Origin of the sequence: Eudoraea sp. (assembly GCF_049669105.1) — a bacterium.
Taxonomy (GTDB): domain Bacteria; phylum Bacteroidota; class Bacteroidia; order Flavobacteriales; family Flavobacteriaceae; genus Eudoraea.
On the sequence record NZ_JBATKE010000205.1, the window covers coordinates 24,914 to 40,180 of the forward strand.

The window sequence follows — 15,267 nt, forward strand, 5'->3', positions numbered from 1 at the left end:
GCGCAGACCTCTTTAAAGAAAAGGCAAAATTTGACCAAATTTATTGATTTTCAGACTTTTTGGGAAGTTTACCTTGCATTTTGCGAATATTTTCCTCAGTGAGCATATAATCCTTTACTTTTCTGGTTTTGCTCTCCTTAATAAGAAATAACGGCATAGCTATTAAAAACAGCCCAACAGTGCCAAATCCAATATATTTATTGGCAATTTGAGAATGTTCTTCTCCAAGTGAGAAACCATAAAATATAGCCCCCAGCGATCCCAGTACAATTAAAAGAATGATATGTTTGAGTCTAATTTGCATCTTCTTTGGTAAAGTTAATCAACTTCCTTCTATAAGCGGTTAGCAACTTTGATTTTGAAATAAATCCAAAATATTTACCGTCTTTTATTACCGGCAGGTTCCATGCACTGCTATCCTGAAATTTTTGCATTACTTCCTGCATAGAGTCTCTTTCATAAAATATAAGTTCAGGGGCATTGTGCATAAAGGATTCGACCCTTATTTTATCATATATGGAGGTATCAAACATAAATTCACGTATGTCATCTAATAGTACAATACCTACAAGGGCATCATTTTCGTCTATTACCGGAAATATATTTCGGGCAGATTTTGCAACGGATTGGTAGACCAGTTCACCGAGTGTCATATCCTGCCTGACGGCCTTAAAATTCTGTTCAATAATATCATCGAGCTCCATTAAAGTGAGCACAGTTTGATCTTTGTTATGTGTGATAAGCGCGCCTTGTTCTGCCAATTCTCGCGTATAAATAGTATAATCAATTGCATTTTTTGTGAGAAGAAAGGATATTGCTGAAGTAATCATTAAGGGGACAAAAAGTTCGTAGCCTCCTGTTATTTCAGCAATTAAAAAGATGGCGGTTAAAGGTGCCTGCAGCACCCCGGCTATAAGTCCTGCCATTCCAATTAGGGTAAAATTACTCTCATTCACGGAAACCCCCAACCCTAAATTATTGATCACTTTTGCAACCACATTACCCAAAGCGCTTCCCATGACCATAGTAGGAATAAATATACCTCCTGCACCTCCGGCTGCAAAAGTTGTAGTCATTGCAACAGCTTTGAAAATGGTAATCCCGAACAGTAGTGCTATTACGACCCATATATTATTGGTGTAGTTGTCAAAAGGGGTTTTACCCAGCGCATCAATATGTTCACCGTGCAAGAGCTTATTAATAAATCCAAAACCTTCTCCATAGAGTGGTGGAATAAAATAGAGCATAATTCCAATGGCCAATCCACCGACCAGAAGTTTATATTTAGGACTTTTAAATCTTTCAAAGAAAGCTAGTATTCCAAAATACATTTTTGTAAAATAAATTGAGGCGATGGCCGTTCCTACCCCTAAAACTATATAGAAAAATGTGTCTTTTATTTCAAATTTTTCAGTTATTGAAAAGCTAAATAAAGATTCATCTCCAAGAAAAAAATAGGACGTAAGAACACCGGAAATAGAAGCTAACAATAATGGCAGCATTGAAATCATTGTCAAATCCAGACTAAAAACCTCGACGGCAAAAATTATTGCGGCAATAGGGGACTGAAATATTGAGGCAATAGCCCCCGCAGATGCACAGGCTATTAGAAGGGACCTTGTTTTGGCATTAATATGTAATAACTGGGCAACATTTGAACTAATTGCTGCTCCTGAAGCTACAGCAGGGCCCAAAAGCCCAACAGAACCCCCGAATCCAACAGTTAACGGGGCAGTTACCAAAGGCAAAAATATTTTCTTTACGCTGATTATTCCCTTCTTTTTAGAAAGTGCAAAAAGGATAGAGGAAATGGCGTGCTCCAATTTTTCCTTGTGTACAAATTTTACATACAGATAAACCAGTGTAAGCCCTATAATTGGAGTAACAAAATACAGCTGATAATTTGAAAAAACGATTCCTTTTTCCAAAAGAGATTCTATGAAGTAAGTGATGTTTTTAAGCGAAACTGCCGCAAGACCGGCTAAAAATCCAACAACCACGCTCATTAACTGGGTAAAGGTCTTATTGGAGATGTTTTTGTACCTCCATTTAAGAAACCTGGTAAATAAGGTTGTTATTCGGTTGGGCATTACGTGATTATACGTTTAAAGGTATTAAAAAATGCCGCTTTTAGACGGGATTGATGTTAAGATTGAATATCCAATTTTAAGTGAAGTTCCTTTAATTGTGCATCATCAATAAAGGCAGGTGCATCAATCATGACATCCCTTCCACTATTATTTTTTGGAAATGCAATAAAATCTCGTATAGTTTCCTGTCCGCCAAGAATGGCCACAAGCCTGTCAAGGCCAAATGCAATTCCTCCATGAGGTGGTGCACCATATTGAAAGGCATCCATTAAAAAACCAAATTGTGCTTTAGCCTCTTCTGGCGTAAAACCAAGATGTCTGAACATAGTGGCTTGTGTATCTTTGTCGTGAATTCTTATTGATCCACCACCAATTTCATTTCCATTTAAGACCAAATCATAAGCATTGGCTCTAACCGAAGCCGGATCAGTATCCAGTAATTCTAGTTGTCCTGGTTTGGGAGAAGTAAATGGATGATGCATAGCATGGTAATTGCCCGTTTCTTCATCTAACTCCAGCAATGGAAAATCTACAACCCATAATGGCGCAAATTCTTTTGGATTTCTAAGTCCCAGGCGTTCTGCCATTTCCATGCGTAAAGTACTTAATTGAGTTCTTGTTTCTGCAATATTGCCTGAGAGAATACAAATAAGATCTCCCGGTTTTGCACCGGTATGCTTAGCCCATTTGGTAAAGTCTTCCTGTTTGTAAAATTTGTCAACAGACGATTTAAAACTTCCGTCTTCATTATATTTTACATATACCATGCCTTTTGCGCCTACCTGTGGCCTGCGCATCCAATCTATTAATTGATCAATTTCTTTCCTGGTATACGCCGCTGCGCCGGGTACCGCAATACCAACAACCAATTCAGAGGAATTGAACACATTAAAATCTCTGTTCTTAGCTACTTCATTTAATTCTCCAAATTCCATTCCGAATCGGATATCGGGTTTGTCATTACCGTATCTCCGCATGGCTTCGTCATAGGTAAGTCTGGGAAATTCTCCAGTTTCTACCCCGATAATTTCAGCAAGCAGATGCCTGGTAAGACCTTCAAAAGCATTTAATATATCATCCTGTTCCACAAAAGCCATTTCGCAATCTATCTGCGTGAATTCCGGTTGTCTGTCTGCTCGTAAATCCTCATCTCTAAAACATTTTACAATTTGAAAATATTTATCCAACCCACCCACCATGAGCAGTTGCTTAAAAGTTTGAGGTGATTGTGGCAAGGCGTAAAACTGCCCTTCATTCATCCTGCTAGGCACAACAAAATCGCGTGCACCTTCCGGGGTGGATTTTATTAAATATGGGGTTTCCACTTCTATAAAGCCTTGTTTAGTAAGGTAATTCCTTACCTCTAAGGTAACTTTGCTGCGAAAAATGAGATTTTCTTTAACCGGATTTCTTCGAATATCCAGATAGCGAAATTTCATTCTCAGGTCTTCTCCACCATCGGTTTTGTCTTCAATGGTAAATGGAGGTAACAACGATTTGTTTAATACATGAAGTTGGCTAACTAATATTTCGATATCGCCTGTGGGGAGATTCGGATTTTTAGAAGTTCTTTCAATCACAGTTCCCTTTACCTGTACTACAAATTCGCGACCTAAATCTCTTGCTTTTTCCAATATTTCAAGATCACTTCGTTCTTCATCAAATACCAGTTGGGTAATGCCATAGCGATCTCTAAGATCTACCCAGACAACAAAACCTTTGTCTCTTGTTTTTTGCACCCAACCAGACAAGGTGACTTCGTTATTTATGTGTGATGATCTTAATTCACCACAGGTATGACTCCTATACATTTTAAGTTTCTTGTATTACAGCCGCAAATGTAAGAAGATAAGCTTGTATCACTATAAATAGTATACAATTTTAAATGCAAAACAGATATTAACAGGAATTTATTTATAGGAAAAAGCAATTAAAAATATTTAAGTCAGCATTTATTTATTACATTGAAAGGAAATAACTAATTCAAAACTAAAAAACATGAAACAATTTCTACTTAGAAATATATTCCTATGGTTGTTTTTGACTTTGCCCATCTTTGCATTTTCACAAGGAAAGGTGAATGGGAATATATCAGATTCCGAAGATGGTGTACCTCTGGCCGCAGTAAATGTGGTTGTTAAAGGAACCACTACAGGAACTACTTCGGATTTTGATGGTAACTATGAGATCGAGGTCAGCAGTTTTCCGTCTACTTTGGTTTTTTCTTCTTTAGGATATGAAACTAAGGAACTGGAAGTAAGCGGCCCAACAACATTAAATGTATCACTGGCTCCATCGGCAACCGGGCTTGATGAAGTTATTATTACAGGGCTTGCTTCGTCAGTAAAAAGATCTAATGCAGCAAATGCAGTCGCAACGGTTTCAGCAGAGGAACTGGCTGGCGTTACACCACCCCAAACTTTAGATGGGGCTTTGCAGGGTAAATTTGCGGGAGCCTTGATAACTAAAAGTTCAGGAGCTCCAGGAGGAGGTATATCTGTGAGGTTAAGAGGGGTGACATCTGTTAATGGTAATGCCCAACCATTGTATATTGTAGATGGGGTCTATGTGAATAACAGCAGCATTTTTGCACCTGGATTAAATGATGTCTCTCGGGCAGCAGCTGGTGGTGCTAGCGTTTCCAGCAATCAAACCCAAGATAATCCATCCAACAGAATTGCTGATCTTAATCCGGACGACATTGAAAATATTGAAATTCTTAAGGGTGCATCAGCCGCTGCAATATATGGGGCCAGGGCCGCCGCGGGGGTAATTATTATTACAACTAAAAAAGGAAAAGCAGGAAAGACTAAAATTTCGTTTTCTCAAGCTATTGGTTCTAACAGTGTAATTAATTTGCGAGGTTTAAGAAACTATACAGCGGAAATTGCTGAAAATGGTTTTGGAGCTGGTCAGGGTGCTCTTTTTACACAGGCGCAAAATGATGGTAGTTTGGTTGATTATGAAAAGGAGATTTTTGGTGAAAGTGGTTTTATTTCCAATACTAACATAAGTGCTTCGGGGGGTACCGAAAAAACGCAATTCTTCGCAGGTTTTACAAATAATGAGGAAGATGGGATTGTTAAGAATACCGGATATGATAAAAAGTCAATTAGGTTGAATCTGAATCATAAATTCTGGAATGATAAGGCAAACCTATCCTTGACCACGAATTATATTAACTCTTCTTCAAACAGGGGGTTTTTTAACAATGATAATTCAGGTACTACCATAGGGGTATCGCTTACATCTACCCCTCCCTGGGCTAAATTGTTTCCGGATGAAAATGGAAATTATCCAGACAATCCATATGGTGCATCAAACCCTTTACAAACCAGAGATTTAGTTACAAATAATGAGAAAATAGAAAGGTTTATAATAGGGGGAACAATGGATGTAATGCTTTACCAAAAAGAAAGATCCAATTTAAAACTGATACTAAGTGGTGGAGTTGATTATTTTTCGTTAGTTACCACGGCAATTTTTCCAAAAGAATTGCAATTTATGAAACCTTCCAACGGGGGGTTGAACGGATTAACGGCACAAGGTACCACCCAAAATAAGGACGCAAATTACTCTGCATTTTTGGTTCATAATATCTACACGGCAAACAATTTAAATTTTACAACCCAGGCGGGTATAACCAAGCAGACCTTTTCACAAAATACGATAAGGAATACAACATCTAACTTAATTGCCTCGGAGACAAATTTGGACCAGGGAGCTAATAGTTCTGTTAGTCAATTTAGGTTGGAGCAGGAAGATTTTGGGTTCTTTGTACAAGAAGAAGTGAATTACCAAGATAAGTTAATAGGAACTTTAGGTTTAAGAGGAGATAAGTCCAGCAATAATGGCGACGCCAACAAACTGTTTTATTATCCAAAGGCCTCCGGAGCCGCTAACCTACACAATTTTGATTTTTGGAATTTAGACGTTTTAAGTCAGTTCAAACTTAGAGTAGCTTATGGTCAAGCGGGTAACTTTGCACCCAATGGGGCATTGTTCACGGCGTATAATAATTCACTTATAGATGGAATAGTTGGAATTGTAGTTCCGAATACCTTGGGAGACCCAGATATTCAACCTGAAACTCAAAAAGAATTGGAATTTGGAATCGATGCCGGGTTATTGGAAAACAGGATTTCACTTGAATTTTCATACTACATCAAAAAAGTAGATGACCTAATTTTACAGGCAAACAATGAACCTTCTTCTGGTTTTAATTTTAGGTTTGCAAATGCAGGGAATCTGGAAAACAAAGGTATTGAACTCGGAATAAATGCCAGTGTATTTGCAAATCCAAATTTTACCTGGGATACTGGGATCTTATTTTTCAAAAACAAATCAAAAATCACCAAACTAGACGTTGATCCTTTTGATACCGGTGGATTTGGGACCGGACTTGGCACCTTTAGAATAGAGGAAGGGAAAAGTGTAACTCAAATTGTAGGTAATGACGGAGACGGAAATATAATAGTTCTAGGGGATGCAGAACCAGATTTCCAGATGACTTTCAACAACAATTTTAGGTATAAAGACTTTACTTTATCCTTTCTTTGGCATTGGAAAAAAGGAGGAGACAATATTAACTTATCGAATCTGTTGTTCGATTTTGGCCAGACGTCTGGGGATTATGATGATTTCACATTAGACCCTTCAGGTACCTTATCTAATGGGGACTATAGAATAGATTCATTTTTTGCCGGAAATGCGGCAGCTTTTGTTGAGGATGCAGGTTATTTAAGATTAAGGGAAATAGGGTTATATTATTCCCTCCCCCAAAATTTTTTAGAAAAGGCATTTAAAGGATATGTATCCAATATAAGGGTTGGATTATCAGGGAACAATCTCATAAACATTTTTGATTATAATAGCTATGATCCTGAGGTTTCTAATTTTGGCTCCAATGGTTTGTCTTCCGGTGTTGAAGTAACACCATTCCCGTCATCCAAGCGCTTTATGTTTCACTTTTCAGCAGACTTTTAATTAATAATAATATAAGACAAATGAAAACACTAAATAACTTATTAATAGTAACTCTAATTTTCTTAGCCCTCGGTTCTTGTGAAGTTCAGGAAGGTAGGAATTTGAATGGAGCTGATACTACTTCGATATCAGAAGATGTTTCCAGAGGAGAACTCGGAGATGCAATAGCCGGAATTCTTTCGGATATGAGGGACCGTATCGAAACCCAAGTAGATGCAACTTCTGTATTAGGCAGAGAATACTGGAGAATACAATCATCTGATCCCAGGTGGACTGGGGATTTGTTAACCGGGCTGCTCGACGATAATACATTCTACACTACTGCTCCCTATTCTGCTAGGTATGCTACCGTTAAAGATATAAATCTTGTGTTGGAAGGTTTGGTAAATTCAACGGCAGATTTCACTGAGGCGGAAAAGGCTGCAGCGCGAGGTTTAGTCAATACCCTAAAAGCACACGAGCTTTTGATGGTTCTTAATGCTCAATATCAGAACGGGATAAGAATAGAAGTATCGGATCCGGATAATTTGGGCTCATTTGTAAGCTATAGCGAGGCTTTGTCTTCATTATCGAGTATATTATCGGATGCTTCTTCAGATCTTTTGAATGCAGGGGCAAGTTTCCCGTTTCCCATTCCATCGGGATTTGAGGATTTTAATACTCCGTCAACCTTCGATGAGTTTAACAAAGCGTTGGCTGCCAGAATAGCGGTTTATCAGGGAAATTATACTGAAGCCCTGGCATTGCTTTCTGAATCATTTCTTGATTTAGGTGGGGATTTAAATAGTGGAGCATACTTCACCTTTTCCTTAACTGGTGCAGATTTATCCAACCAATTGTTCTTTGCGCAAAATTCAACTATTGCGAATGCCAGAATTGCCCATCCTACGTTTATTACAGATGCGGAGGCGGGTGATACCAGGCTTAATAAAGCACCGTTAAGAGATGCTCCATTAACTGCCGATGGTTTAACCGGGGAGAATGATGTTTTTATCTACCAAAGCAATGTAGATCCGGTAGGCATTATTAGAAATGAAGAGCTGATTCTGCTATATGCGGAAGCGAATCACATAAACGATCCTACGGAGGCCGTTAACGCCATCAATATAATTAGGAACGCTGCTGGGTTGCCTAATTATTCGGGGGGAACAGCTCCGGCAGATTTGGTTAATGAGATATTACAGCAGCGGCGCTACTCATTATTTGCTGAAGGTGGCCATCGATGGATTGATGTAAGAAGATTTGACCGATTAGGAGATTTACCATTAGATAGGCCTGGGGATGGTACAGCAGAACAATTCCCAATACCTCAAAATGAAAATCAATAAAAAGTGATTAGACATAAAAAAACCCCTGACCTCAAGGTCAGGGGTTTTTTGTTAGGATCTCTTGCCGCTTAAGCAGCTATTTCAAGATCTTTCTTTTTTAAAGGTGATTTTTTGGCTCCTCCTTTGAGTTTAATCTTTATTCTGTAAACGATATTAAAGAGAACAGGAACTATTATTAGGGTAAGGAAGGTAGCCACAATTAATCCAAAAATAACCGTCCAGGCCAGGGGGCCCCAAAATATGACGTTGTCTCCACCGATATAAATTTTAGGGTCAAACTCCGTAAACAGTGAAAAGAAATCAATATTAAGACCAATAGCTAAAGGAATTAGTCCCAGCACTGTGGTAATTGCTGTTAGCAAGACCGGTCTCATTCTGGCTTTTCCACCTTTTACAATTAATTCTGTGACCTGTTCTCTGGATAAGAGCTCTTTATCCTCCATCCCTAAAGACACTTTTTTTCGATCTATAAGTATTTGAGTATAATCCAGGAGGACCACTCCATTATTAACAACAATACCGGCCAAAGATATAATGCCCATCATGGTCATCATAATTACAAAAGGCCAGCCAGTGATCATTAATCCGCCAAAAACACCAATAAAACTGAGGAAAATCGCTGTCATTATAATAGCGGGTTTTGAAATACCTCCAAATTGAAACACAAGGATTAACATTATTAAACCTAGCCCAGAAAAGAATGCGCCAACTAAAAATTGCATCTGTTTATTCTGTTCTTCAATCTGTCCCGTATAATCTATTTTTACATTGGCTGGAACCCCACTATATTCTTCCATTTCCTTTTTTATCTCCGCCACAATTGCCCCGGCATCTGTAAATCCGGGTCTAAGTCCAGAATAAAGTGTTACAACACGTTCAGTGTCTTTGTGTTTTATCGCACTAAAACTGGAAGTATTTCTCTGAGATGCCACGGCAGAAACAGGAATTTCTTTTATACGGCCAGTTGCCTGGTCCCTGAAAATTACATTCTGATTGAACAGAGCACTGGTATTATATCTAAGGTCTTTATTAAAACGAACATTAATATCATAATCTTCTCCACCTTCTTTATAAATACCGGCCTTGTCTCCAAAGAGTGAACGCCTTAACTGCATGCCAACCTGTCCTACCGATACGCCAAGCTCACCAGCCTTTTCACGATCTACAGTGACCTGCATACTGGGTTTTCCGGTATTAACATCAATCTTTAATTCTTCAATACCTTCTATATTTTTAGTATTTAAGAAATTACGCATTTGCTCTGCGGTATTTATTAAAACGTCGTAATCCTTCCCTTCGATTTCAATATTTATCGGATAACCCGAAGGAGGAGCAATCTGGTCTTTTTCCACAGAAATAGCAATCCCAGGGTATATGCCTTTTAAACCGTCCTGAATTTCTTTACGGAGTGCTTCTGTATCTCTTCCATTTCTGAGCTTATATTCTCTCATAGAAATGGTAATTTTACCCCTGTGTGGCATTTCTGCTGCTGAGCCCCCTTCTGTAAACGGATTTTCAGCGCCCTTACCTACCTGGGAAACACTCGATGCGACCAGCAAACTATTTTCGCCATCCATATATTTGGGATCATCTGTAATGGCGTAAACCCTTTTTTCAATATTTTTCGTTATTTCATTAGTTTTTTCTATAGCCGTGCCCTGTGGGTACTCTATATAGACATAAATCTCATTAGGGGTATTGTCAGGAAAAAACTCCACCTTTGTTCGGCCGCTTCCAAGTGATATGCCAAAAGCAATAAAGGCGGCTATCAGTAACAACACCGTAAAACCAAAGTACACATATACATTTCTTCCCTTAAGAGCGCTCCTTAATCGATTTTCGTACCAATTTTCAAAACGGGACAAGTAATTTTTTTGAAATTGCACAGCGGCCTTTTTAAGTCCGTACTTGTATCCCCAGAACAAAATCACTACTACAATCATTAAAGAACCTAAACCACGGACTGCGCCCCCAACGATGATTATAAACAGTCCAATTCCTCCTAGCACGATACTCAGTCGAATAAGTTGTTTTAGTGAAAGAACTTTGTTGCCAACCTCCATAAAGCTAGACACCAGCATAGAGTTCATAAAAATGGCCACGAATAATGAAGAGCCAAGGACCACAGATAGTGTTATCGGGAAGAAAATCATAAACTCACCCATAATACCCGGCCAGAGTCCCAGCGGCACAAAGGCAGCAACTGTGGTGGCAGTAGAAATAATTATGGGAAAAGCAATTTCTCCAATACCTTTTTTGGCCGCCTCAATACGAGACAGGCCTTCTTCTTCAATTAAGCGGTAAACATTTTCAACAACAACAATACCGTTGTCTACGAGCATTCCCAGTCCCATTATGAGTCCGAACAATATCATGGTATTTAAAGTATATCCCATGGCAGATAATATCATAAAAGACATGAACATGGACATAGGGATTGCAAATCCAACAAATAGTGCGTTACGAAAACCTAAAAAGAACATTAAAACGGTTACCACCAATATGATCCCAAAAATAATGTTGTTAACCAGGTCGTCGACCTGATTTAATGTGCGACTTGAGGAATCATTAGCGATACTTACTTGCAGGTCTGCGGGGAAATAATTCTCCTTAGAATCCTTTATAATTTCTCTTATATGCTCCGCCGCAGTGATCGCGTTTTTTCCGGCTCGTTTTTTAATATCGAGCATTACAACACTACTGCCTCTTTCCCGGGCATAAGTTGTTCTCTCTTCTTCCTTAAACGAAACCGCTGCAATATCCTTGAGATAAACCGCATCATTATTTTCTGATTTTACTACAAAGGTCTCAAGCTCATTTGGGTGTTGTATTTCACCTAAAATTCGAATAGTACGACGCTGTCCGCTGGTCTTTAAGTTTCCAGCTGACATAGTCATATTCCCATTGCCTATGGCTTGTATAACATCATCAAAACTTACCTTGGCCGCCATCATTTTATAAATGTCGACCGCTACTTCTACTTCTTTTTCCTGTGCTCCCCTTATATCCACACCTTTAATCTCCGGCAAGTCTTCTATTTCATCTTCGAGATACTCCCCAAATTCTTTTAATTTATCAACAGGATAATCTCCTGTCAGATTCACATTCATGATAGGAAAAGATTCAGATAAATTAAGGTCAAAAACATCAGGCTCAACTTTCGCCCCATTGAAAATAGGCCAGTCTTCTCCAGCCTTTTCACTATCAACTTCGTCCTTCACTTTTTGTTTGGCATATTCAACAGAAATATCTTCGTCAAATTCAACCACGATCATTGAATAATCTTCCTGTGAAGTAGATGTGATCTCAACCAGATTACTCACATTTTTTAACCGGTCTTCGAGAGGATCCGTAAGCAACCGCTCAATGTCTTCTGCTGTATTTCCGGGATAAACCGTACTAATATATATCTTGGTTTCTTTTACCTCCGGGAAGTCTTCTCTGGGCATTGAAAAATAGGACGATAATCCAATGAAAAAAAAGATGCCGATCATTACGTAAATGACAGACGGATTATCAATAGCCCACGAAGATAATCTGAATTCCTTATTAGCGTTTCTCTTTTGTTTACTCATAAGACTATTGAATTATTTTTACTTTCTGATTCTCTCTGACATTGCGAGCACCTTCCATAATTACCTGTTCTCCGGGGTTAATTCCTTCTAAAACTTCTACGTAGTCTCCCTGCGTTAGCCCTGTACTAATTATCTGTTTTCTTGCTACCGCCATGTCATTTGAATCAACCTCTGTGGCGATATAGACATATTGCTCACCTTCCGCATTTTCAGAGATCAAACTCTGCGGTATTAAAATTGCCTTGTTACTACTGTAATTGTTAATCTGTACACGAGCTGTAAGATTTGGTTTTATATTATTCTTTTTGTTGGGCACTGCTATTTCTACCCGAAAAGATCTGTTAGTTGGATTAATGAAATTTCCTGTTTGCCTTACAACGGAAGAAATGCTATCGCCCAGTACGGGGAAATAGACTTTTACTTCTTTACCTACTGTTACCCCATTTAAATAACTTTCAGGCACGTCTACTTCTATGTACATGTCAGAAAGGTTTACAATGCGAAATACTGCTTGTCCGTTAACCGGAGAAACAACCGTTCCCTGTTCTTGAATAACATTGTCAATTATTCCTGAGAAAGGGGCTCTTATATTTGATTTCGCCAACTGGCTTTGAGCTTGTTTAACGGAATTCTCTACTGCCTGATAATTTGTTTCCGCCTGCAGATATTGAATTTCAGATCCAATTTTTTGCTCCCAAAGTCTTTTTTGACGTTCAAAAGTAGTTTTTGCAAGTGCTGCCTGGGTTTTTAATTGTTCAAGTTGACTACTCATTCCACCATCATCAATTGTAGCCAAAAGTTGACCTTTATTCACCTTTTGACCTTCTTTCACATATACTTTAACCAAAGTTCCAGCCATTTCAGGATAAATCAACACATTCTGCTTAGTCATTACGTTTCCCTGAAGATCAAGATAGTGACTAAACTGCTGCTCATTTGTATTTAAGGTGGTAACCAATGCTAATTTTGAATTGCTATCCTTTGTATTGATAACAGAATCCAGAAGCCTGAGTTCTGAATTCAATATTTTTTGTTTTTCGGCAAGTTCCTGTTTTTTTAATTTAATTGCTTCTAAATTTCCTTCATCAATTAAGGTTTCAACTGACTTAACAGTTCCGTTTCCACAGGATATGATCAGGAATGAAGTTAGTAATATTAAAATGGTATTTTTCATCTTATTCGGTTTTGTAAGTTGAGGGTTTAATTGTTGAGAACAGTTTCCAATTCTGTTTTTCTATTGATAACTTCTACCATAGATTCCAGATAATCCTGCTGTGCGGTATAAAGTTGGATTTGCGCTTGTCTTAATTCAAAACTGGTAGCAAGACCTTCAAAATATTTTGTTTGATTTTTCTTTTCAATGCGCTCTGCAAGATTGAGGTTGCTTTTGGTAGTTTCATAGTCCTCAATGGAGAAAATGTAATCGCTTTTAGCCCGTTCAAGTTGAAGCCTGATCTGTTCTTCGGTTTCTGTCAATTGAGTTTTTGCCTGGTCATAGGCAATTTTAGCTCTTTGGGTGGATGCACTTCTATTGAGCGAACTGAAAATGGGAATTTTCAAATCGAAACCTAGTACAGATGATCCGTACCATTGCTGTTCATTACCAAAAAACGAGAACGTATTGCTAAAGGCAGATGTTCCATAATTTACAAACGCATTAAGTGTTGGCAAGGCTTTACTTTTGGCTAGCTTTAGTTCATAATACCGTTGTTCATTTAGGTTGGCGACCAACTTATAATCTACATTATTTTCCATATAGAATTCCGAATCCAGGAGATTAAAATCAATTTGTTTTAATACCAGATCATCCAGGTTTTCCTCTAAGATGGTTTGGTTTTCAATAGGAAGCCCCATAATTAAGTTCAACATTTGTAGCGTGATATCTTCAAATCGGATTGAATTTTTTAATGCACTAATAATAGAAGACAATGTAATTTGGAGTTGTTCAACACTCTCTTCATCACCAAGGCCATTCTCAAAGAGTTTTTCAGTTTCGAAGAGATTTTTCTCCAAGGTTGCCTTATTGTTCTCCAGGATAGCAACAGTTTCCTTGGCAAGCAAAACATTACCATAGGCCTCTATGACTGCTTTCCGTATTTCCAGATCTGTTTTCTCCTTATTGTTTTGACTATATCTAAGAAAAGCTTCTGTGGCTTGTACGCCTACAATATAAGAGCCATCGAATATTTGCTGACGAAGTGTGGCAGTTGCATTAACCTGATTTTGTTGACCAAATATTACAGGTAGAAAAGACCCTGGTTCTCCTCCAATAATTTCACCAGGGATAAGAGTTACCGGTTGTTTTAATTGATTTTGATAGCTAAGATCACCATCAATTTGAGGTAAGCCGGTGGCGATAACCTCCCATTTTTGCTTTTGCGCATCTAATATTTCTCTATCAGCATTAATAACACTGTAATTATATTCAAGTGCATATGTGATGGCCTCTTCCAGTGAAAAGCTATTGGGTTGTTCCTGGGAAAAAGACCAACCAAAAAACATCAATGCTAAAATGGTTAAAAATCGAACTTTCATTTAATCCTGATTTGAGTTGATTATGTTATTGAGTATTTTCCTTCCTTTGGGTGTGACAACGCCCCGGAGATGGTATTCCAAATAGTCGTCCATAAGATCAATCACCGGAAATTTAGCCACAGGGAATAGTCGGCTATCCTTAATACTAGTGACTCCAGAAAAGTAAATTCTTGCGACAAATTCAACGTTCAGATTATCCCTGTAAATTCCTTGATCAATACCTTTCAATACATTGTTTACGATACAATCATGCATCATATCAAATTGTTTACTTCGAAGGGTATTATAAATTCTGGGATAGTATTTTTGAAGTTGAAATTGTGGAGAGGTTTTCTCGTCATTTAAATGCTCCATCACTAGTCTTTTGATCTCATAGAGCTCTTCAATAGGGTTCTTTTTAAGTAAACATATTTTATCAATTCCGCAGGAAACGGAATCAAATACATGCATTGTGCAGGCCTCTACCAATTTGGTTTTGTTTTCAAAATTTGAATAAATGGTTTTTTTGGAAATGCCCATTGCCTGAGCAAGGTCATCCATAGTAACACTTTTAAATCCAAGATTTAGAAAGAGGTCCGTAGCTTTAATTAATATTTTTTCTTTCATACTCAAGGTCAAATATAATCAGGAAACTAGAAAAACATAAAAAGTTTCCTAAGTTTTACATTTTTTTAACAAACTACCTGATTAAAGTCATTTTTGTTTACAGGAAATTTACATTAATGTTCTTCAGTGATTGCTTTTAATGTATTT

At 38.0% G+C, this 15,267-nt stretch carries 9 protein-coding genes; 2 read left to right on the forward strand and 7 right to left on the reverse strand.

What is annotated here, in order from left to right:
* Window positions 1–40: 40 nt before the first annotated feature.
* From WBM60_RS15555 to aspS, 3 genes are read right to left on the reverse strand one after another with little or no spacing between them, the layout of a single operon-like run.
* The gene (locus tag WBM60_RS15555; RefSeq protein WP_299159975.1) at window positions 41–304 is read right to left on the reverse strand and encodes a hypothetical protein; all 264 of its coding nucleotides are present in this window, start codon (window positions 302–304) and stop codon (window positions 41–43) included.
* Window positions 294–2,090, reverse strand: a complete 1,797-nt coding sequence (locus WBM60_RS15560) for a chloride channel protein (protein WP_424259511.1) — start codon at window positions 2,088–2,090, stop codon at window positions 294–296. The genes WBM60_RS15555 and WBM60_RS15560 overlap by 11 nt, the downstream gene beginning before the upstream one ends.
* Window positions 2,091–2,146: 56 nt before the next feature.
* Window positions 2,147–3,901 carry an aspartate--tRNA ligase gene (gene aspS / locus WBM60_RS15565; RefSeq protein ID WP_424276546.1) on the reverse strand — a complete coding sequence of 585 codons (1,755 nt, stop codon included), beginning with the start codon at window positions 3,899–3,901 and terminating at the stop codon, window positions 2,147–2,149.
* A gap of 187 nt (window positions 3,902–4,088) precedes the next feature.
* Here aspS and WBM60_RS15570 point away from each other — a divergent pair, with 187 nt between their 5' ends.
* Window positions 4,089–7,076, forward strand: coding sequence for a SusC/RagA family TonB-linked outer membrane protein (locus WBM60_RS15570; protein ID WP_424258683.1), 2,988 nt, complete (start codon window positions 4,089–4,091; stop codon window positions 7,074–7,076).
* Between the two features lie 20 nt (window positions 7,077–7,096).
* Complete coding sequence (locus WBM60_RS15575) at window positions 7,097–8,404, forward strand: RagB/SusD family nutrient uptake outer membrane protein (protein WP_424283302.1); 1,308 nt, start codon at window positions 7,097–7,099, stop codon at window positions 8,402–8,404.
* Between the two features lie 68 nt (window positions 8,405–8,472).
* Here WBM60_RS15575 and WBM60_RS15580 read toward each other — a convergent pair whose 3' ends face one another.
* The 4 genes from WBM60_RS15580 to WBM60_RS15595 are packed head-to-tail and all read right to left on the reverse strand — an operon-like array spanning window position 8,473 to window position 15,120.
* Window positions 8,473–11,979: an efflux RND transporter permease subunit gene (locus WBM60_RS15580; RefSeq protein WP_424283303.1), complete on the reverse strand. Its 3,507-nt coding sequence runs from the start codon at window positions 11,977–11,979 to the stop codon at window positions 8,473–8,475.
* A 4-nt stretch (window positions 11,980–11,983) separates the two neighbouring features.
* Window positions 11,984–13,153, reverse strand: coding sequence for an efflux RND transporter periplasmic adaptor subunit (locus WBM60_RS15585; RefSeq protein ID WP_424258689.1), 1,170 nt, complete (start codon window positions 13,151–13,153; stop codon window positions 11,984–11,986).
* A gap of 26 nt (window positions 13,154–13,179) precedes the next feature.
* Window positions 13,180–14,514: a TolC family protein gene (locus tag WBM60_RS15590; protein ID WP_424283304.1), complete on the reverse strand. Its 1,335-nt coding sequence runs from the start codon at window positions 14,512–14,514 to the stop codon at window positions 13,180–13,182.
* Window positions 14,515–15,120, reverse strand: a complete 606-nt coding sequence (locus WBM60_RS15595) for a TetR/AcrR family transcriptional regulator (protein ID WP_424276863.1) — start codon at window positions 15,118–15,120, stop codon at window positions 14,515–14,517.
* Window positions 15,121–15,267: the final 147 nt, after the last annotated feature.